We start from the raw sequence: 21079 nt of genomic DNA, 5'->3' as shown, positions 1-21079 counted from the left end.
GGTTTTGTTGTTAAAGCACCGCAGAGATGAAGTTTTTCACTCTGGGATTCCTGGGGTTTTCCAATATGTCACTGGGCGTGCCGGTCTCGACGATCATGCCGGCATCCATGAAGACAACGCGGTCGGCGACCTCGCGGCAGAAGCCGATTTCATGCGTGACGACGATCATCGTCGTGCCTGAGGCGGCAAGTTCCTTCATGACGCCAAGCACTTCACCGACGAGTTCGGGGTCGAGCGCCGAGGTCGGCTCATCGAACAGCATCGCCTTCGGTTTCATGGCAAGCGCGCGGGCGATCGCGATGCGCTGTTGCTGGCCGCCGGACAATTCGCCCGGATAGGCGCCGGCCTTGTCGGCGAGGCCGACACGCTGCAGCAGAACGCGCGCCTCGGCGATGCACTCCTGTTTCCGCCGCTTCTGAACGCCGACCGGCCCTTCGATGATGTTCTGCAGGACGGTGCGATGCGGGAACAGATGAAATTTCTGAAAGACCATGCCGACGGCCTGACGCTGGCGGGCGATTTCACGATCCGGCAGCGGAAAGAGACGATTGCCCTCACGGCGATAGCCGGCGATTTCATCCTCGACCGTGACATAGCCGGCATCGATCTGCTCGAGCTGGTTGATGCAGCGCAGAAAGGTGCTCTTGCCAGAGCCGGAAGGTCCGATGATGCAGACCACTTCGCCTTTCCTGATTTCGAAATTGATATCCTTCAGGACATGAAACGTGCCGAAATATTTCTGCAGGCCGTGCGCCTTGATGATCGCGTCCATCAGGAAGCCTCCCCGGTGAGAGCCTGGTTGGCTGCCGGTTGGGTGCCGGCATCACGCCTACCCCAACCCTTGGAAAAATGCCGTTCGATATAGATCTGCGCTACGCTGAGGATCGTAACCACGACCATGTACCAGATGGCGGCGACAATCAGCAGCTCGATGACACGCGAGTTGACATAGTAGATGTCCTCGACGTTCTTCAGCACCTCGGAATATTGGATGACGCTCGCAAGCGACGTCAGCTTCACCATGCCGATGGTTTCATTGCCGATCGGTGGAACGATGACGCGCATGGCCTGCGGCAGCACGATCTTCAGCGTTGCCCTAAGTTTCGTCATGCCGATCGACTGAGCGGCTTCCATCTGGCCCTTGTCGATCGACAGGAGGCCGGCGCGCACGACTTCGGCCGTGTAGGCGCCCTGCTGAATGCCAAGGCCGAGAAGAGCGGCCACGAAGGGCGTCATGACATCGACGGTGCGGAGCGACCACAATCCCGGAATGCCGATCGTCGGAAAAATCAGGGCAAGGTTGAACCACAGGAGCAGCTGCAGCAGCGCCGGCGTGCCGCGGAACAGCCAGACATAACCGACCGAAATGCTGCGCAGGACCGGATTGTCCGCCATGCGCATGATCGCTGCTATAACTCCGAGAACGATGCCCACGATCATGGCGCAAAAGGTCATGACGATCGTGTTGCCGACGCCGGCCATGACGGCCCTAGTGAACAGGTTCTGTCCGACATATTCCCAGGCGATATCCCCCTTCCAGAAGGCTCTCGCCAAAAGAAGGAGCAGAATGATGCAGATTGCCGCCATGATCTTCGTACCGATCTTTCGTTGCGGCACGATCACAAGCGCATTCACGTCGAGTGGCGCTGAGTTGGTCAAGTCTCGATCCCCTGAGCTCGTTGGTGAGCTTTCATTTTCTAATGGGGAAACTTACGTTGCTTTTGAATTCAGTCACAAACGAGATTTGAACATGCAATTTATGCGCTTTGCGCATAAATCATGACTGTCCGGGATGATATTGCGCCATCCATCGCCTGAAATTGAGATGTGAAGGACGCTTGAACGGATCGCATTTTTTCATCGATCCGGCGGGACGGCGATCCCGACCGACCGCCTGTCACGAGAGCCGCAAATGCCGCGGGCAATCGTCATCTCCCAGATTTAATTGAAATCGATCAATCGGCGGCTCGATGCGCCCGACAATGTTGGTGGTCGCCGCCAGCCATCGGGTGTTTCAAACGCCCAAAGGCCTCGCAACATGTGTTTTCCTGTGCTCTCTGTCTTCGTATGCCGATCGTCACCATCGTTTACCGGCCATATCGCTGTATCCTCATGGATCGTCCGCACATAACGCGCAAGAAGGTCTTGGCCGCCCCTTCAGAACCCACTTCTGCGATCTGTTCGGCAGTGCCGTTATGGCGAATCTGAACAATCCCTGCCTCACATTCATGTGAGAGATCGATAGGCTTAATGTTCGGCCGCCCACTAAACTTTCCGTCAGAGTGGGCGCATACTCGCGCGATTGAAAGCCGATGCACCCGCACTACCTCAAGGTTGGATATCAAGGGATGCGGACCACCGTCCACAGGCAATCGAGGAGCAATCATGAGAGTTAAAATCAACGATCAGTCACATGATGTTCAATCCGAAGGCGACACGCCATTGCTGTGGGTCATCCGCGACGAGCTTGGCATGACGGGCACAAAATATGGCTGCGGCCTTGCCCAATGCGGCGCGTGTTCGGTGCTGATCGATGGTCAGATCGTCCGTTCCTGCGTCACCCCACTCGATAGCGTGGCCAACCGGTCGGTCACGACGATCGAAGCGATAGAGAATGACCCCATCGGCAAACAGGTGGTCGCCGCATGGGTCAAGCACCAGGTTCCGCAATGCGGATACTGTCAGTCCGGCCAGGTAATGGCCGCCATAGCGCTTCTGAAGCAGACTGCCCATCCGACCGAGGACGATATCGAAGCCGCGATGGTCAATCTCTGTCGATGCGGAACCTACAACTTCATCAGGGCAGCCGTCCGCGAGGTCGCCGGAGTGAAGGAGGCTTCGCTATGAACGAGATCAACCGAAACTTCCTGTCTAAGACCGAACTGCCAATGGGCGCGCCGGTGAATCTCTCGCGGCGGCACTTCCTCCTTGGCGCGGCCGGCATGACTGCCGGTGCGCTCGTTCTCGGCTTCGGCCTGCCGGTGGGCGATGCTCGAGCCCAGGCCGCTGATGGCAAAGTGGCTCCCGGCACGAGAGTTCCGGCTTTTCTGGAAATCCGACCTGATAACACGGCGCGCTTCCTGAGCCCCTTCGTGGAAGGGGGCCAGGGCGTGTTCACCGCCATGGCGCAGATCGTCGGCGAAGAACTCGACCTGGATCCGAAGTCCTTTGTCGTCGAGAATGCACCGGCAGGGCCGGACTATCTCGTCGTCTTCGGCAAGATGCGCATCACCGGCGGCAGCATGTCGGTTCGCACCAGCTACGACACGATGCGCAAGCTTGGCGCCTCGGCGCGCGCCATGCTTCTGCAGGTCGCTGCGACCAGACTGAATGTTCCGGTCGACCAACTGACGACGGAGCCCGGCTATGTCGTTAGCACGACTTCGGGTCAAAAGCTTGCTTATGGCGATCTTGCCAAGGATGCATTGGCACTGCCCGTCCCTGACCCTGAAACAGTCAGGCTGCGCGATCCCTCGCAGTTTCGCTGGATCGGCAAACCGGTCGAGCGCCTCGATATTCTCGACAAATCGACGGGCCGCGCGATCTACGCGATCGATTGCAAGGTTGAAGGCATGGTGCATGCCGCTGTCCAGCACGCGCCGCGCCTTGGAATGTCGGTCGGCTCCATCCGCAACGAAGACGCCGTCAAGGCGATGAAGGGCGTGCTTTCCGTGCATCGCCTGCCCGGTGCAGTCGCCGTCGTTTCTGAGCGATGGTGGACTGCCAAGCGTGCTGCCGAGGCCCTGCAGGTCGAATGGAACGAGGCCGGGGCCGAGCCGGTCATTGCGGGTATCCGCGTGATGCCCGTCGATTTCTCCACTGCCGCCTTCAGCCAGCGCCTGGCAAACGAACCCGGAGACGGCAAGGATGCGGAGAAGGAAGGCGACGTCACAAAAGCCTTTGCCAGCGCAAAGACTGTCGTATCCGCCACCTATCACAGCCAATATCTGCACCACGCCCAGCTTGAGCCGCCCTCGACACTGGCAAGGTTCAATGACGATGGGAGCCTCGATGTCTGGATGCCGAACCAGGCTCCTGAACAATTCCAGGCCGATATTGCCAAGCTGACCGGGTTGGACGCTTCGAAGATCAATATCCATAGCCCCCTGCTCGGCGGCTTCTTCGGTCGGCATTTCCTCTACAAGGCCGCCAACCCCTATCCGCAGGCAATCCAGCTTGCCAAGGAGGTCGGAAAACCGGTGAAGCTCATCTGGAGCCGTGAGGAGGAGTTCCTCCGCGATCCGATGCGACCGATGGCGGCCGTCAGGTTCCGCGGTGCACTTGATGACAAAGGCATGCCGGTGGCGCTTGAGGCCGTCAGCATTTGCGAAGGACCAACCGAGGGAAATTCGGGGCACAAGCCGGACAAGATGGATCCGGCTGCGGTGGAGGGTCTGACCGGAAAGGCCTATGCCATCCCCAACCGGCGCATAGCCCAGATCTACGTCGAGAACCCGACCATGCTTGCCTACTGGCGTTCGGTCGGCAATTCGATGAACGACTTTCTCTATGAGACATTTCTGGATGAGCTGGCCGACAAGGGTGGCAAGGACCCATACGAGCTGCGCCTGCAGCTGCTGAAGGACGACAAGCGGCTGACAACCTTGCTGAAAGAGGCCGGCGATCTCTCTGGAGGCTGGAAGCGGGGTCCATTCACGGCGCAGGATGGAACCCGTCGCGCTCGCGGCGTTGCCATGGCCTCGCCGTTCGGCAGCTACACGGCCGCCATTGCAGAAGTGTCGATCCAATCCGGTCAGGTCGTCGTTCATGACGTCTGGGAAGCGATCGATCCCGGCAGCATCGTCAATCCGGCAATCATCGACGCGCAGATCAACTCCGCGACGGCGCTTGGGCTGTCCCAGGTGCTGCTTGAGGAGGCGGTGTACGAAAAGGGTCGGCCAGTCGCCCGGAACTACGACCTCTATCCCATCCTGCCGCCGGGCCGCATGCCGAGGGTCCATAGCCGGATCGTCGAGAGCGGTGAAAAGATGGGTGGTATCGGTGAACCGGGATTACCCGCCATCCCACCGGCCGTTGCCAATGCGGTATCGACCCTTACGGGCCAGCGCATCCGCAGTATGCCCCTCTCCCAATATACGTTTGAAAGCTAGCAGTCCGAGGATTGCTGACGCCATTTCCGACCGGGAAAGTTCCGATCGGATTCAGAGCGCCGCGGGATTTCCGTCATGAGGGAAATACGCGGCAAGCTTCAAACCGACAACAGGACAGCTGATCCGTGAAGAGAGCCCTTCTTATCCTCATTCTGATCGTGATGGTGATCGCCGGCGGCGTCACATGGTTCGTCAACCGCTTGCCAACCTCGCCCTTTGGTGGCGAGGTTTCCACGGCAGCGCCCAGCAGCGAACTCGTGCAGCACGGCGAACTCGTCGCCCGCCAGACGGATTGTGTTGCTTGCCACAGCACACCTGACGGAAAGCCCTTCACGGGTGGCCTCGAAATGGGAACCCCGCTCGGCTCGATCTTCGCCACCAACATCACCCCGGACAAGCAGACGGGCATCGGCAATTATACCCTTGCCGATTTCGACCGTGCCGTTCGACATGGCGTGACGCCTGATGGCAGGCGGCTCTACCCGGCCATGCCTTACCCTTCCTATGTCAAGCTGACGGACGACGACGTGCGCGCGCTCTACGCCTTCTTCCAACATGGCGTCGATCCTGCCGATCACCCGAACAAGCCGACCGGCATCAAATGGCCGCTCAACATGCGTTGGCCTCTGGCGCTTTGGAACGCTGTCTTCGTGCCATCGGGCAGCTATCAGAACAAACCGTCCAATGATGCAGCCTGGAACCGAGGTGCCTATCTCGTTCAGAGTGCGGGCCATTGCGGTGCCTGCCATACGCCGCGTAGCGTGACCATGAACGAGAAGGCCCTCGATGAATCGAGCGCTGTCTATCTCTCAGGCGCGCTCCTCGACGGTTGGTATGCGCCCAGCCTGCGCCAGGATGTGAATACCGGCCTTGGCCGCTGGAGCGAGGATGACATCTACCAGTTCCTGAAGAACGGCCGCAACCAGCATGCCGTGGTCTTCGGATCGATGACGGAAGCCTACAACAATTCGACGCAATTCATGAGCGACGACGATCTCAAGGCGATTGCCCATTACCTGAAATCGCTCCCCGGCGATCCCGCACGGGACGGCAGCCCTTGGACCTACCAGGAAATGCAGGTGTCCGCCTCCTCAGCCAATCCTGCCCCCGGCGCAAGCACATATGCGGCCCGCTGCGGCTTCTGTCATGGTCCCGATGGTCGCGGCCAGAACCAGTGGGTGCCCCCACTGGCGGGTGCGGCATCGTCGTTGATCGAGCACACGGATTCACAGATCAATGTGGTGCTGAACGGCTCAAGCCGGGTCGTCAGCAATGGCATTCCCGATGCCTACCGTATGCCCCCGCTTCGCCAGCAACTCTCGGACAAGCAGATTGCTGATGTGCTTACCTATGTCCGCTCCTCCTGGGGCAATCACGGGGGACCGGTCAAGCCGGAGGATGTCAAGACGTTGCGGGAACATACCGATCCGGCGAGCGCCACTCCGATTATTCTTCAAATGCGCTGATGCTTTGAAGGGCTTTGCATTGATACAACGCGCGGCCGCCTCTCGCAGACCAGAGTGATGCTGGAATGGACGGCCGAAAGAAGACGAAACGTGCTGACGATGTCGGCTATCCGGTCCACCGTCCCACATCGCGCTTTGGACACGAATGCCGATATCCTTCGGCATTCCGCACAAGCAAAAGCAGGCGATATTGCTTCGGCAAATATCATGAAGTGCCAGCAACTGCACGCTGCTTCAGCGAACCTGCTTTTGGCCGCCGCAACGTGTCGAGAAGAAGATAAATGACCGGCGTGGTATATAGGGTTAGCAACTGGCTTACCAGAAGACCGCCAACGATGGCGTAACCCAGGGGCTGGCGTAGCTCTGAGCCGGAGCCGTGACCGATCGCCAGCGGCAACCCTCCCAAAAGGGCGGCCATCGTCGTCATCAAGATTGGACGAAAACGCATATGTGCAGCTTTGACGATCGACTCCTCACTGCTCAAACCCTCCTCCTTCTCCACTTGAACCGCGAAGTCGACGAGCATGATCCCGTTCTTCTTGACGATGCCGATGAGCAGGATGACGCCGATCATGGCGACAAGTCCAAAATCAAGGCCTGCAATCTGTAGCGCCAGAAGTGCTCCAAGCGCTGCGGACGGTAGTGTTGACAGGATCGTTAACGGGTGAATGAGGCTTTCGTAGAGGATGCCGAGGATAATATAGACCACGACAAGCGATGCGAGGATCAACAGCGGCACCGTCGCCAGCGAATCCTGGAAGGCCTTGGCGCTGCCCGAGAAGCTGGTTTGGAGCGACGCGGGAGGATGCAAGGCGGCCACGGCATTCTCGATCGCGCTCGTTGCCTGGCCAAGCGCAACCGACGTCGCAAGGTTGAAGGAGATGGTAACCGCCGGCGATTGACCCTGATGCGAGATCGAAACAGGCGAGACGCTATTGGTTGACCATTTGGCGACGACGGAAAGCGGGACCAGCGTTCCATTGCTCGCCCTCACTGAAAGGCGGTCCAGGGTCGCAATATCACGCTGCAGGTTTGGCAGCACTTCCAGGACAACATGAAACGTATCGGCCTGCGTGGAATAGGAAGCCACCTGGCGCTGGCCGAAAGCGTCATAGAGCGTTTCATCGATCGCAGCCGGCAAGACTCCGTATAGGGTGGCAGCGGCGCGGTCGATGCGGATGGAGAGGCTGGGCGCCTCGGCTTGCTGATCGCTACCGACATCGCGCAGTTCGGGTAGAGCCTGTAGCCGGTTTGTGATTTTCGAGGACCAGTTGGCAAGCTCGGTGATATCACCATCCTGGAGCGTATACTGATATTGCGTCTTGGCCGGGCGGGCTCCGATGTTGATATCCTGCGCCGACTGCATGAAGAGCTTGATACCCTGTTGTTTGTTCAGGGCCTCGCCGAGCCGTTGGATGACCTGCTGAGCGCTGGCGTTGCGCTGAGAGAGGGGCTTCAGCGTGATATTGACGTGCCCCTGATTGAGGGCGTTGCCACCATTGCCGCCGCCAATATCCATGAAGACGCTATAGACCGCGGGATCTCGAAGAATGATGGCGCTGACGCGCTCCTGCAGCTTTGCCATTTCGGTGAAGGAGATATCCGGCGACGCCTGGGACAATCCCGCGATAAAGCCGGTGTCCTGTTCCGGAAAGAACCCTTTCGGTGTGATCGCAAACAGATAACCGGTCAGTCCGACCGTCCCCAGGAAAACCAGAAGCGTTAGATAGCGATGGCGAATGACAGGGATAAGGCTGCGAGCATAGAGAGATAGAAGCCGGTCGAAAAACGCTTCTCCGGCTCGATAGAAGCGACCGCGGTTCTGTGCCGGCATGGCGCGAATGAACCGCGAGGCCAACATCGGGGTCAGCGTCAGCGACACGAACGCCGAGATCGCAATCGCGATCGTCAAGGTGACGGCGAACTCTCGAAAGAGCCGCCCGACAATACCGCCCATCAGGAGGATTGGGATGAGAACGGCAATCAGGGAAAGGCTGATGGAGATGATGGTAAAGCCGATCTCGCCGGCGCCTTTTCTCGCGGCCTCCTTGGGCTGCATTCCCTCTTCGATATGGCGAGTGATGTTTTCCAGCATGACAATCGCATCGTCGACGACGAAGCCGACAGCCACGACAAGAGCCATGAGCGACAGATTGTCCAGGCTGAATCCGAGTACCCACATGGGAGCGAGTGAGCCGACCAAGGCAATCGGCAGCGTGAGCACGGGGATGATGGTCGCGCGAACGCTGCGCAAGAACAGGAAGATCACCAGCACCACAAGGCCGATGGTCAACACCAGGGTAAACTGCACATCATCGACCGAAGCTCTGATTGTCGTTGTGCGATCCGTTACCAGATCGAGCTTGATCGACCTTGGCAGGGATGCCTGCAATGCTGGCAACTGGGACTTGACGGCATCGACGACCCCAATCACATTGGCGCCGGGCTGACGGAAGACATCGAGCGCGATACCACGCTCTCCGTTTGTCCAGTGCGCCATCTTCGCATCTTCCGCGCCGTCGACCGCTTGACCGATGTCGCGAATACGAACCGGCCCACCGTTGCGGTAAGCGATGACGGCGTCGTTCCACTCGGCACTGGTTGTGATCTGGTCGTTGGTATAGATCGGAAACGTTCGCGTCGGATCGTCTATGTTGCCTTTGGGCGCGCTCAAGCTGAGGTTTCCGATTGCCGACCGGACGTCTTCGAGCGTGACGTCCGCCTGGGCCAACCGCCCAGGATCGACCGCGACCCGGATTGCGGGCTTTTGCTTTCCACCGATATTGACGTAGGCCACGCCGGATACCTGACCGATCTTGGTCGCCACATTGCGCTCGATATATTCGTCGAGCTGCGGCAGAGTGAGGCTATCCGAGGTGGCCGATAGCTGCATCACGGGAGTATCGGCCGGATTGACTTTCCTCACGGTTGGCAAAGACGGCATGTCCTTCGGCAACTGGCCGGATGCTTCGCTGATCGCGGTTTGCACATCGCTTGCCGCCGTCTGGATATCCTCGCCCAAATCGAACTGGACTGTTATTGATGCCGTTCCCAAAGAGCTGGTGGAGGTCATCTCGGTGATGCCGCTCACCCGTGACAAGGCCTCCTCGATCGGCTGAGCGACGCTTGATGCCATGGTATCCGGGGACGCGCCGGGCAAGCTCGCGGCAATTTGGACTGTCGGAAAGTCGATTTGCGGCAGCGCCGATACCGGCATGAAGGGATAGCAGATCGCACCGACGAGGAAGATGCCGAGCATGATCAGACCTGTTGCGACAGGATGATCGATAAAAAAGTCAAAGAAGCGCGAATTGTCCGAGTGCTCACGATCATATTCGGGAGCGGACTTCATTGCGACACCCCTCCGGAAAGCTCGCCTGTCGGGGCACCGCTCCAGGGTGTGACCGAGACTTTCATCCCGTCGCCGATCCGCGATTGTCCGTCCATGACGACCTCATCGCCATCGTTAATGCCCTCATTCACCAGAGCCATCGCGTCTGTCACGAAGGCTGTTTTGACACTCCGCCTGACCACCTTCCCATCGGTCCCGACGACATAGGCATAAAGACCGTCACGCCCACGGGCGAGCGCCTTGTCCGGCACCACGACACCTTTGCGGATCTCAACGGTCAGCCGCGTTGCGACCGGCAGGCCAGGCCAGAGGATGCCGTTCTTGTTGTCGAAGGTCGCCCGCAGATGGATGGAGCCATTGGAGGCATCGACGGCATTGTCCATGATGGTCAGCTTGCCTGCGGTCAGATTGCGGGTTCCGTCGGTCGTCGATAGCTCCACTGTGGCGATCCCACTTTGTAAGGCGTCGCGGATTTCGCCAAACCTGTCACCCGGAGCGACGAAGGAAACACCTATCGGGTCCATCTGGGTGATGGTTACAATACCGTTGGTCGAGTTCGCACTGACGACGCTGCCGACGTCGACTTGCTTGAAGCCGGTCTGGCCGGTGAAGGGGGCCAGAACGGTCGCAAAGCCCAGTTGCGTTTCCGCATTCTGGATCATCGCCTCGTCATACTGGACGGCTGCAGCATATTGCTGGCTGGACGCATTCTTCTGCTCCAGCACCGACGTTGACGCGACACCTTTCTCCGCAAGCGTGGCGTATCGTTCGGCATCCGCCTTGGCGCTTTGCAATTGGGCTTCATCCTGTGCCTTCTTCGCCCTGGCAGACGCCAGATTTGACAGGAGCTCGCGATCGTCGAGTCTCAACAGGATACTGCCTTTCTCGACGATCTGGCCTTCGGTGAAGGGTATTTCGGTGACTTGACCGTCGATACGCGGGCGGGCGGTGACCGACTGCAGGGGTGCCACGGTGCCAATTCCGTTGATGACCCGATGGATCGTCGCGCTCTTTGCTATGACCGCTGTGACGGGTATGGCGGGTGTTTCCTCATCTGCATGGCCCGGAACACCATGCCCGACAATCGAGAGGACCGAGAATGTCACCAGAACAGGTAACCGTTGCTTAAATTGGCGCCGCGTTGATCCGAACGTCATGAGATGACTCCAAGTGATGCGGCGCAGGAACGCGTTGGCGTGACGTTAGTTCAATGCTTTCGCCAAAATATTTCAGTAAAGCTGAACCCAGAATTACATTAGGTACAGTCAATCACGCATAACGTTCACATATAAACGGTGAACAATGCTGCAATAAGCAGCTATGTCGGGCGGCGGCGATTGGTGAAATGCATCAATAATCCGGGGCGATCAAACCTTCATCACGAATGATCTCAGGCCATCATGCGTATTCTCTATTGGTTGCGCGTAGTTCTGGTCCCAAAACTGACAGAGGGGGGCTCGGATACAGTCGTTCAACCGAGAGCAAATGTATGGACTTCGGCTCATAACCCATACTTTACAAAAGCCCTTTTGCAGGCGGCCATCTCGCTTTATCTGAAGAGCTTCTCATCCGCTGGGACCGATCGAAAACGGGAATCCAATCATTAGTTATTCCTTTTTTAGTTGAAGCGAATCTTCGCCTATGCTCTTAGATTGAAAAGGAGAAACTGAAACATCGGTTGGAAATGCCTAGTGCAGTCGGGGGGCGATGCGCCGCATGATGAAATCAATTCGGAGATTCCGCTATATTTGCCCTAAAGCCACGCTATTGCTGGGGGCAAGTATCGTCTCCCCTGACGTCGCGCTGGCGGCATGCAACAACTTCACCCCCACGAACGGCCAAACAGCCACCTGCGACTCGAGCTCGCCCAACCCGGTGACCACGGGAGTCTATGGAGCCACTGGCAGCTCCAACGTGGCGATCGACATTCTTGGCGGCGCGATTGTGACTGTCGTTCGCGCACCCACCGCCAATGCCGGCGCCCGCGTCGTCGACTCCAGCACCATTGTCAATGACGGCAGCATTTCCCTCACCGGTTCCGGCAGCACCGGCACCAATCGTGGTGCGGGAATGGTCGGCACCGGCAGCAACAATTCCATCACCAACAATGGCTCGATCAGCAACACTGGCCAATACAATGACGGCATGGCTGCCGACGGCAGCGGCAACACGCTCACCAACAACGGCTCGATTACGACGACAGGACCGAATGCCTATGGCATGACGGCCAGTTGGGGCCAGGTCGGCAGCGGCTCTCCGAACAACACCATCATCAACAACGGCTCGGTCGCCACCAGTGGTGCGAGCGCACGCGGTCTGTCGATTCTAGGCTCGAACGGCATGGTCACCAACACCGGTACGGTGACCACGAGCGGAAACAGCGCACCCGCAGTCTATATTCAGGGCACCAACGGCACCCTGGTGAATAGCGGCACGATCCATGCGAGTGGTGGCGCAACGCCAACCGGTTCGCCGTCGGATGGGGTCTTCTCCAACACGGTCGGCTCGACGTTCCCTGCAACAATTATCAATCTTGCCGGCGGTCAAATCATCAGTGACCAGGGACCTGCCATTCGCACGCTCAACGGGCAAACCGCCATTACCAATGCGGGACTGCTCAGCGGCGGCAACGGCTTTGCCATCAGCGGCGGCAACGGCAATATTGCCCTGACCCTTCAAACCGGCTCCAGGATGATTGGCACCGCCAATGGCGGTGCTGGCAGCAACATGGTCACACTTCAAGGACAGGGTGTGATTGACAACGCATTCACCAATTTCCAGACACTTTACATGACCGGCACGGATTGGACCTGGGCCGGAACCGGCGACTTCCGTAACAGCTTCATGCAGAACGGCAGGTTTCAGCTACAGCGTGACCTGACAGGAAATGTGACGGTATCACCAGGCGCCAGCCTGCTTGCCGGCGGCGGCTTCAATCCGTCGATCATCCCCTATCCGGGTGGTCCTGCCGTCACGCTCACCAATTCTGGCGTTATCGATCTGACCAATGGCAGCTCTCAGGCGACGAATAGCCTCACCGTGGTCGGTAACTATGTCGGCTCAGGCGGCAACCTGCTTCTGAATACCGTGCTGGGCGACGATGCGTCGGCTTCCGACAAGCTGGTGATCAATGGTGGGGCGGCATCGGGCACGACGGCGATCACAGTCAACAATTTCGGCGGCGGCGGCGCGGCCACGATGCTTGACGGGATCAATGTCGTCCAGGCTATAAACGGCGCGACAGCCACCGGTAACGCCTTTTACCTGAACGGCCGGGCTGCCGCAGGCGCCTATGAATATTACCTTTTCAAGGGCGGAATTAGCGCCGGCACCAGCAACAACTGGTATCTGCGCTCCGCCTATGTCGCTCCGGTCCCGACACCGGATGATCCGGATCCGGAGACGCCTACCCCAGTCCTCCCCCCTGGAGGCGGGACATCGGTGATCGAGCCGCCGCTGGTGACGCCCGATAATCCAACGCCAAAGCCACCGAACCCGGGCGCGACGCCAATCTCCCCAATCATCGTCAATATCGGCGGCATCGAGGTTGCGGTTGTCCCGTTCGTGCGTCCGGAAGTGGCAACCTACACGGCACTTCCACCAGCAGCGCAGGTGGCAACGCTTGCCACATTGGGAACATTTCACGAGCGCCGCGGTGAGCAAAGCGTATTGACGCCGGGCGACAACGTTTCAGCAGCCTGGGGACGTGCTTTCGGCGAACATGTCGATCAGGGCTGGGCAGGTTCCGTCTCCCCATCGATCGACGGATCGCTCTGGGGCCTGCAAACAGGCTTGGATATACTAAGCCACGAGAGCGACGATGGTAATCGCGATATCGCCGGCTTGTTCTACGGCTATGCCAATCTCAGCGCCGATGTCACCGGCCAGGCGGTTGGCTGGAACAATGTGAAGACCGGCAAGTTCAATCTTGAAGCAAACAGCCTGGGCGCCTATTGGACACATATCGGCCCTTCCGGCTGGTATCTCGACGGCGTGCTGATGGGCACATGGTTCGGCGGCGACGCCAACTCGATCGGCGGCACAGGGATCGATATCGGAGGAAGCGGGTTCACCGCTTCGCTTGAGGGAGGGTATCCGATCGCCGTCGCCGACAACTGGTCTCTCGAGCCACAGGCACAGCTGATCTGGCAGGACATTTCTCTTGACGACACGCGTGACGCCTACTCAACTGTCTCATTCGGCTCGGATCAAAGCTGGATCGGCCGGCTCGGTGCGCGCCTTCAAGGCAATTTCCAGACCCCCAACGGTTTGCTTCAACCCTATCTGAAGGCCAATCTCTGGCACAATTTCGACACCACCGACACGGTACGCTTTGGTGCCGACCCGATGAGTACCTCGACAAAGGGCACGGCGGTCGAGCTTGGCGGCGGCCTGGTCTATGCCTTCAACACGTCGTGGAGCGCGTTTGCAACGGCGGACTACAAATTCTCCGTCGACGGCGAGCATCAACGCGTCGTCGAAGGCAATGTCGGGCTGCGGTTGAGGTGGTAGGAGCGCCAATTTAAAGCCGCTGGAAACCATCTGGCGTCCCCTCGGGGGAATGAGTAACGGATAGGTTCAGGGATCAAATTGCCATCATCTCCGGCGGGGCGACCGCGTTGGGTGGAGCGGCTGGTCGCAGTGCCGCAGGACTGGCTCGGTCGCCAGTCATCGAATAGCCGGATCTCGTCTTGATACCTCATCCAGATTGTGATGCTCTTTTCGTCGCGAGCACTCGAGTATTGTTGCGAGCCGCGCATTCTTTAGAAGGTCGTCGTGCAGGCTTGCCGTCTCGTCAGGAGGCCGGTTTGCAAATGCCAAGCCCGGTCACATCGGAGCCTGGCTGCTGACGATTGACAACCGCTTCCAGCTGATGCCCGTCTCCACCATATGCCGCGGATGCCGGCAGCAAGCCAATCCAACAGGCAATCCGGCCTTTGTCGGGCCGGCAAGGTTTGGCCGTCGTACACGCATGTCGTGCGGTGATTAACGACATCAAAAGCTTTTTGACATTACGTTGCGCAATGACTTCGAGTGGATTTCGAAAAGGACTTCCAGCGGCTTTTCTGCTTCTGGTGATGCTGGTGCAATTCACCGCCGCATTGGCTAACGCGGCGGACGCCTCTGATATCCGCAATTCCTGCAGGGCGTCCGGCAGTCGGTCGGAAGACCTGGTCGGGATAATTCGAAACGAAAAGCGGTGGTCTTGCGACAACCGGGAATTCTCCATCGACGCAGAGCGGGTACTGCTTCGCTTCGACATTGCCCCCGGCTATATCCTCCCCCGATATCTGCTTTCAAGGCGGAGTGCACTTGAGGCGGTGCACCTGCTTGTGATCAATCGGAACGGTTCGGTTCGGCAAACCGCGATCCCTGCCGCCGCCTTGCCCAGTTCAATGGCTGGCGGTTACTTCAGGGTTTCTCTGCCTGAGGTGACCCGCGAGGACCAGCAGGTCGTCGCCGCGATTGACATGCCGAGCCACCGGATGACCCTGGAGAGAGCCTATCTTACAGCGACGGACGAAGTGGACGGCATCGGCAATATGCGATTCCTGCTGATTTTGGCAGGACTTGCAGGGATGCTCATCATGCCTCTGATCTTCAATGCAGCGTTCTACCGAGCCTTACGTGAACCCTTCGTTCTCTGGCACTCAGCTCTCACATTCTCACTGCTGACGACTATTCTGGTATCATCCGGCCTGTCGGTCGTGCTTTTCGATGCTCCTGCGATGACGTTGAGCTGGATGACGACCCTCGTTTTCGGGATGACCGTCGGGTCGGGAGCGATGTTCACCTACAGCTTCATCGAACCCGGATTGATGCATCCGCTTTTGCGGCGCCTGCTACCCTATTGCGCGGCATGGGCTGTGCTCCTGAGTACATTTCATGCGGCGTTCCCCTTTGTTGCCCGGCCCATACAGTCGAGCGCATACACCGCGGCATTTGCGCCGATCCTTGCTGTCTTCATGCTGTCGATGGTCGATGCACTGCGTCGCGGGAGCCGCGCCGCGAGATTCCAGGCAGTAGGTTACACGCCAATAGTCATTGTCGGATTGCTCCGGCTGGTGACCGGTATATTTCCCGGATTGCACAGCACCGATGCTATGCTCCTGTTCTATGTCGGGTGCGTATGCGAAGTCATCTTTACGACGCTTGGCGTGGCAGACCGCTTCGTTACCATGAAGCGCGAGCGAGACCGCGCACGCAATGAAGCCGAACTGCTCGAACGGCTGTCCGAAACAGATCCATTGACAGGACTGCTAAACCGAAGGGCGATCGAGCGACAGTTCGAAGAGCTTCGAACCGAAGGCTTCGCTGCGCTGGCTGTCATCGACCTCGATCATTTCAAGTCGATCAATGATGTTAACGGGCATACCGTCGGAGACGAAGTGCTGAAGGCTGTGGCCAATGCGCTCCAAGCAAGTCCGAGCGTTCGGGCGTACCGTCTGGGCGGTGAAGAATTCGTGCTTCTCTTGCGTGGTAGCGACGCCGATATTCAGGCTGAGCTACGGCGTCAGGCAATACCCGCCATCGTCGCTCGCACGGTATCGGGTCTCGAACGACCCGTGACCGCCAGCATGGGTGTGACGGACCTTCTCGGCAATGAGGCTTTTGCCACGCTTTATGATCGGGCCGACAAGCTTCTATACGAAGCCAAGAGTGCCGGGCGCAATCGAACCCGGAGCGCGATCAAGGGAACGCCGGCTGTGGACACCCTTCCGACTGACCGTGCCATGATCGCGTAGTCCAGCCAGGCAAGGCGTGCAGCAGGATCACCCTGCAGTCGAAAGACCAACCCGCAAGTCCTGGAGCACCCTGTGGCTTGGCGAAGCACAGCGCGAAGGGTTGACACCTCACGCTGTGCTGAATGTTCGCAATTCTATCGAGCGCAATCAGCCTGCAACGTCAGTGACCGACAGGACGCGGATATGGCCGTCGCGCGTGACCCAGTTGATCGTCTGGCCCTTCGATAGGCCCAACAATGCCACCCCAATGGGGGTGAGGATTGAGACCCTGTTTTCTTCTATGTTCGCCTCGCCGGGATAGACAAGGATGACCGTTCGGGCTTCGCCGTTTTCAGTCGTATAAGTTGCGGTCGACCCCATCTGAATGGTTTGACGCATTGCGGACTCGTCGCCTATGACTGAAGCGCGTTCCAACTCAGCCATCAATTCATCTCCGACGACAGACTCTCTCTCCATCGAAGCCTGCGCCAAAGCGATTAATCTTGCATAGTCGGTGTTTCTCACAATGATAGGCGGTTTGCCAACCGCATGTGTCGTATCGTTCACGCGAACTCTCCTGTGGCCAAGTGTTTCAATTCTTGGCGGGATGAAATCTATGGGTTGTTGAGTCGCGCAAAAGAACAAAAAGCTGCCGCTCCCGCTTCCCGGGGCGCGACGGCGACCGGGAACGGGCTAATGTCCTGCCAGAGGACACATACGATACAGCACGTCGAGTACATTTTTGCTCATGCGGGCAACATCGCTTTCGCCTGCATCCATGTCAAGCGCTAGCTGTTTTGTGTCATGTCGGGGTCGAACCGCGGCGCGGACCCACGTCAATCTTGTCTCAAGGTTGGCGAGGCAGGCGAGACTGCAATCGCTCACAATCATCGGATTTGAACAATAACTCGCGATGAGCCGTCCTCAGTTTCGTTGACGCACGCTCGCTCCAAGTGAAGTTGGTGCCGATAACGTAGCTTGATCGTCATCGTTGGCCGCATGTTATGTTGCTTGCGGCACCCTCGTGAGGTGAGAAGCGTGCCAAGGAGATCATTGAAACCGCCCCACACTCGAATTGATGTTTGAGCTGCTACTACCTTTGGTCGATGACCCACCCCGTTTGTCGAATTGAGGCAAGCGAGGGACCAGCCTAAAACTCGTTCATGCAGAATCTTCACATCGCTTTCGCTCAGAGACTTCTCGTGATCGTCGGCATTTTGGCGGCGTTCTCGCTTGTCCTGTACATCCCGCATGTCCACCCGGCAAAAGGTCGGCGCGAACCGGGCAGGATCGAGCTATCTGCCGCATCATCGCGTGATGCGCATGACTGCATATGGACCGGCCACGCCGATGGCGCCAAGCGGGCCCAGCGATCCATGCATGTTTGCAAACGCTATAGCGCTGCCTATTCCATCTTCGATGTGATTTGCCCATCGTTCGATTTTGCAGTACCCGGGATCGTCCAGGCGTATTTCCTGCCTGATCGGCCTCTCCTATTTCCGCAAGAACAACAGAATTTTCTCTGTCCCTCATAGGCCCCGTCTCAACGCTGCCGCGCAGCTCAGCGCCCGGCAGATAATCGTCGTTTCCACAATGCGCGAAGCTTGAGGCCATCCGCCACAAGGACGATCACGGCTTGCCGTGAGAGCCCCCCGGCATGCGTTCGGCAATTTGCGAGCACGCATCTGTCGATGATCGCGCCGGAGCGTCCTGGCTCGCGCTTTGTGTGAAACCCGTTTGGATCCTTGTTGCATGCCCGATCTCTGTTGGGGGCAGCAGCACGTTGGAAGGAGTAAATCATGTCGATCGCCATCACGGGATTGAGTTCCCTTCGTCAGGCTCCCTTTCGCCTTTGTCGGGCACTATGGGAGACAATACCCAATTCGGTCCGTCGAACGCCGGCCATGTTCCGTGCCGGACGGTACATCTATCATCGCTACACCCGCCACACCGGGAAGTTTCAGTCGCACTACACCCAATTCATGCGCAACCCGCCGCTATTGGCGACCATCGCAACGCTCGCGTCCAAATATCCCCGCGGCGCCGGTATAAAGATTGCGTCGATCGGGTGCAGCACGGGAGCCGAGCTCTATTCTGTTCTCTACGCAATCAAAAATCTTCGAGGTGACTTGCAGGTCACCGCACAGGGCGCAGACATATCGAATGCGGTTGCAGAGGCAGCAAGGCGCGGTGTCTATATTCCCGATGTTCCGGCAGCCGAGGGAGGCCTCTACGCCGCAGGCCGGGCGGAAGTTGCAAGCGTCGATGTACCTTCGCTTGTCGAACTCCTGGAACCTCTCCCCGATGGCTCTCTGCGGGTGAGGGATTGGCTGCGCGAAGGCGTGACCTGGCGGACCGCTGATGCGACTGACGACAGACTCCCCGAGTTGTTCGAGCCACAGGATTTCCTCCTGGCGAATAACTTCATGGGGCCGATGGATGATCAGCTGGCCGAGCGATGCCTCCGAAACATGGTGAGGCTGGTTGCCCGCGATGGCTATCTGGTGGTGGATGGGATCGACCTCGACGTTAAAACGAGGATTTTGACGGAATTCGGGTTCCGTCCCGTTCTGACCAATCAGCGCGAGATATGGGAAGCCGAGGGCCTGAAAACCGGTTGGCCCTGGCTTCGCTGGGCTCGGGAACCCATCGATCGCAGCGCAGGCGATTGGGCGTTGCGGTATTCGGTCATTTTCCATCGTGACCACCGCTAATTCGTGACTATGCACCGGCCGCCGGCATATCTTCGATCGCGCCGTGGCGGCCGGTTAACCGTCAACCCGGAACACTCACAATGGTTTTATCAATCAAGGATGCCGAACGCCAAGAAGACCAAGACCTAAGGCATTGGGACGGAGCGGCAAGGCGCCAGTTTACACGGGCGATCGTGTCCGGTGGCGCTTGGATCGTGATCGCGAAGATCGTTTCACAGCTCTCGCAGATCGCGATGTTCCTCCTGGCTGCACGCATGCTGAGCCCCGCCGATTTCGGGCTTTTCGCGTTCGTTTCGGCCATTGCGATGCTGCTGGTCGTGGTGGCGGAAGGCGGCTGGGCGGAATTCCTGATGAAATCGCGAGACGGCGCAGATTGCTTCGATCAGGTCGCTACAATCTCTCTGTGCAGCGGGGGGATCCTTGCGATCGTCGGCCTCATCGGCACAGGCCTCTTCTGCGCCCTTACAGTCAGCGTGGAGCAAAGTTGGCTCCTTGCCCTTCTAAGCTGCTGGATGTTGCCCGCGGCACTGACTGCCACCTTCGACGGAATGTTGATCGTTTCGGGGCGCCTGCATCAACGTGCACTCGTCAGGGTCGCTGGAGAGCTTATAGGCCTGCTCACCGCAGTGGCATTGCTCTCCCTTGGTGCGCGTGCTTCAGCGCTGGCTGCGGCGAAAATAGCTTGCCAGCTTGTTCTGCTGATCGGGTCCGCGGCTGCCACGATGCGGCTGCCGCGTCTGCGCCTTACCGCATCCATGTTTGTCGAAATCATAGCATTCTCGCGCCAGATCGTCGGAAATCGTCTGGTCGTCTTTCTGGGTACATATTCGGGCACGCTGGTAGTGGGGAGTTTTCTCGGGGTAGCGGATGCGGGATTCTACCGGGCGGCCGAGCGCGTCGTCTCAGTGCTCTCGGAACTAATGGGCGAGCCGGCGCGGTCATTGAGCTGGGTGGTGTTCCGGCGCGCACACGGGCAGCCCGGCGCATCGACGCGTTCAATCGGCCAAGCCGGCGTCAGATTCGTTCTCGTTCTGCTTGCCATTGCAGCCCCCATGTACCTCGGCCTGGCGCAGATATCCGAGCCTGTCGTACGTCTTCTGCTTGGCGGCGACTGGATGCCCGCAGCGACCATCATCCCTTTCCTTTGCCTGCGGCAATTGCTGCTTTCGCCGGGCTATATCAACGAGGCGTCGCTATCCGTGATTGAACAGATCCGCTATCGGCTTCCCATCACGCTGTTGAACGTCGTCGTATCCCTTGCAGCTGTCATTGTATTTGCTCGATATGGGTTAAGGGAATTGGCGATCGTTCAATGCTTCACAGCCGCATTTGCGCTGGCGAGCTGTATCGGCCTTCAGTCCAAGGTTGCGATGGTGGATTGGGCACAGATCTCAAGAGGAATTATATTGCTGATCCTGCCTGCTAGCCTATTGATGATCGTAACTGTCATGGCGGTTCCAGGCATGTCCAGCGATATGTCCTGGCGTGTGGTGCTCTTCCTCCAGATCGCCACCGGCGCTCTAACCTACGTTTTAGTGTTAACGGCATTGTTAGGGCTAAGCAGACGCTTGCATTGGCTAAATTTCTAATGGAATTAACCCATCCGCTCGGATGCGTATGAGCCTGGGCTTGCCGGGAAGACGACGGTGCGGTTGCCGTTGAGGAAGGTGCGGAAATGGATATGCGCATGAATGGCGCGCGCCAGCACCTG

The 21079-nt window shown here is 58.5% G+C and carries 14 protein-coding genes and 1 pseudogene; 8 read left to right on the top strand and 7 right to left on the bottom strand.

Annotation, left to right across the window (positions count from 1 at the left end):
* Positions 1 to 10 precede the first annotated feature (10 nt).
* The gene (locus tag ACIQJ2_RS34700) at positions 11 to 772 is read right to left on the bottom strand and encodes an amino acid ABC transporter ATP-binding protein (protein WP_199151230.1); all 762 of its coding nucleotides are present in this window, start codon (positions 770 to 772) and stop codon (positions 11 to 13) included.
* Entirely contained in the window at positions 772 to 1659 is an 888-nt protein-coding gene (locus ACIQJ2_RS34695) for an amino acid ABC transporter permease (protein WP_246762466.1), read from the bottom strand. Before ACIQJ2_RS34695 ends, ACIQJ2_RS34700 begins: the two co-directional genes overlap by 1 nt.
* A gap of 726 nt (positions 1660 to 2385) precedes the next feature.
* Between ACIQJ2_RS34695 and ACIQJ2_RS34690 the strand changes: the two genes are divergently transcribed.
* The 3 genes from ACIQJ2_RS34690 (at position 2386) to ACIQJ2_RS34680 (ending at position 6577) form a co-directional block, all read left to right on the top strand.
* Positions 2386 to 2847: a (2Fe-2S)-binding protein gene (locus ACIQJ2_RS34690; RefSeq protein ID WP_400675961.1), complete on the top strand. Its 462-nt coding sequence runs from the start codon at positions 2386 to 2388 to the stop codon at positions 2845 to 2847.
* Positions 2844 to 5111, top strand: a complete 2268-nt coding sequence (locus ACIQJ2_RS34685) for a molybdopterin cofactor-binding domain-containing protein (RefSeq protein WP_400675962.1) — start codon at positions 2844 to 2846, stop codon at positions 5109 to 5111. The genes ACIQJ2_RS34690 and ACIQJ2_RS34685 overlap by 4 nt, the downstream gene beginning before the upstream one ends.
* Positions 5112 to 5236: 125 nt before the next feature.
* Positions 5237 to 6577, top strand: coding sequence for a c-type cytochrome (locus ACIQJ2_RS34680; protein ID WP_400675964.1), 1341 nt, complete (start codon positions 5237 to 5239; stop codon positions 6575 to 6577).
* A gap of 205 nt (positions 6578 to 6782) precedes the next feature.
* Here the strand turns inward: ACIQJ2_RS34680 and ACIQJ2_RS34675 are convergent, their stop codons facing one another.
* Positions 6783 to 9929 (bottom strand): efflux RND transporter permease subunit, encoded by a 3147-nt coding sequence (locus ACIQJ2_RS34675; protein ID WP_400675966.1) that lies wholly within the window; start codon positions 9927 to 9929, stop codon positions 6783 to 6785.
* Positions 9926 to 11086 (bottom strand): efflux RND transporter periplasmic adaptor subunit, encoded by a 1161-nt coding sequence (locus ACIQJ2_RS34670; protein ID WP_400675968.1) that lies wholly within the window; start codon positions 11084 to 11086, stop codon positions 9926 to 9928. The genes ACIQJ2_RS34675 and ACIQJ2_RS34670 overlap by 4 nt, the downstream gene beginning before the upstream one ends.
* A gap of 757 nt (positions 11087 to 11843) precedes the next feature.
* Here ACIQJ2_RS34670 and ACIQJ2_RS34665 point away from each other — a divergent pair.
* A complete protein-coding gene (locus ACIQJ2_RS34665) occupies positions 11844 to 14441 on the top strand; it encodes an autotransporter outer membrane beta-barrel domain-containing protein (protein WP_400675970.1) in 2598 nt (865 codons plus the stop codon).
* 283 nt (positions 14442 to 14724) lie between these two features.
* Here ACIQJ2_RS34665 and ACIQJ2_RS34660 read toward each other — a convergent pair whose 3' ends face one another.
* Positions 14725 to 15192, bottom strand: coding sequence for a hypothetical protein (locus tag ACIQJ2_RS34660; protein WP_400675972.1), 468 nt, complete (start codon positions 15190 to 15192; stop codon positions 14725 to 14727).
* A gap of 58 nt (positions 15193 to 15250) precedes the next feature.
* Between ACIQJ2_RS34660 and ACIQJ2_RS34655 the strand changes: the two genes are divergently transcribed.
* A complete protein-coding gene (locus ACIQJ2_RS34655; protein ID WP_400675974.1) occupies positions 15251 to 16675 on the top strand; it encodes a diguanylate cyclase domain-containing protein in 1425 nt (474 codons plus the stop codon).
* Positions 16676 to 16822: 147 nt separating this feature from the next.
* On the opposite strand, the gene rnk is transcribed toward ACIQJ2_RS34655, so the two are convergent.
* Positions 16823 to 17221, bottom strand: a complete 399-nt coding sequence (gene rnk, locus ACIQJ2_RS34650) for a nucleoside diphosphate kinase regulator (protein ID WP_400675976.1) — start codon at positions 17219 to 17221, stop codon at positions 16823 to 16825.
* A 635-nt stretch (positions 17222 to 17856) separates the two neighbouring features.
* On the opposite strand from rnk, the gene ACIQJ2_RS34645 reads away from it, so the two are divergent.
* From ACIQJ2_RS34645 to ACIQJ2_RS34635, 3 genes are all read left to right on the top strand, one after another.
* Positions 17857 to 18189 (top strand): hypothetical protein, encoded by a 333-nt coding sequence (locus ACIQJ2_RS34645; protein WP_400675977.1) that lies wholly within the window; start codon positions 17857 to 17859, stop codon positions 18187 to 18189.
* 264 nt (positions 18190 to 18453) lie between these two features.
* Entirely contained in the window at positions 18454 to 19368 is a 915-nt protein-coding gene (locus ACIQJ2_RS34640; RefSeq protein ID WP_400675978.1) for a CheR family methyltransferase, read from the top strand.
* 80 nt (positions 19369 to 19448) lie between these two features.
* Positions 19449 to 20957, top strand: a complete 1509-nt coding sequence (locus tag ACIQJ2_RS34635) for an oligosaccharide flippase family protein (protein ID WP_400675980.1) — start codon at positions 19449 to 19451, stop codon at positions 20955 to 20957.
* Between the two features lie 5 nt (positions 20958 to 20962).
* Here the strand turns inward: ACIQJ2_RS34635 and purU are convergent.
* Positions 20963 to 21079 (bottom strand): annotated as a pseudogene (gene purU, locus ACIQJ2_RS34630) (formyltetrahydrofolate deformylase); the annotation flags it as partial.

Origin of the sequence: Rhizobium sp. NPDC092011 (assembly GCF_044756305.1) — a bacterium.
Lineage (GTDB): Bacteria > Pseudomonadota > Alphaproteobacteria > Rhizobiales > Rhizobiaceae > Rhizobium.
Note: the sequence above shows the minus strand (reverse complement) of the source record. Positions and strands in the feature narration are given on the sequence as shown.

Excerpts from the sequence above, each read along its gene's own strand:
- ACIQJ2_RS34700 (WP_199151230.1), bottom strand. The coding sequence starts at position 772 with ATGGACGCGATCATCAAGGCGCACGGCCTGCAGAAATATTTCGGCACG.
- ACIQJ2_RS34690 (WP_400675961.1), top strand. The coding sequence starts at position 2,386 with ATGAGAGTTAAAATCAACGATCAGTCACATGATGTTCAATCCGAAGGC.
- ACIQJ2_RS34685 (WP_400675962.1), top strand. The coding sequence starts at position 2,844 with ATGAACGAGATCAACCGAAACTTCCTGTCTAAGACCGAACTGCCAATG.
- ACIQJ2_RS34675 (WP_400675966.1), bottom strand. The coding sequence starts at position 9,929 with ATGAAGTCCGCTCCCGAATATGATCGTGAGCACTCGGACAATTCGCGC.
- ACIQJ2_RS34670 (WP_400675968.1), bottom strand. The coding sequence starts at position 11,086 with ATGACGTTCGGATCAACGCGGCGCCAATTTAAGCAACGGTTACCTGTT.
- ACIQJ2_RS34660 (WP_400675972.1), bottom strand. The coding sequence starts at position 15,192 with ATGTCGAAGCGAAGCAGTACCCGCTCTGCGTCGATGGAGAATTCCCGG.
- ACIQJ2_RS34640 (WP_400675978.1), top strand. The coding sequence starts at position 18,454 with ATGTCGATCGCCATCACGGGATTGAGTTCCCTTCGTCAGGCTCCCTTT.
- ACIQJ2_RS34635 (WP_400675980.1), top strand. The coding sequence starts at position 19,449 with ATGGTTTTATCAATCAAGGATGCCGAACGCCAAGAAGACCAAGACCTA.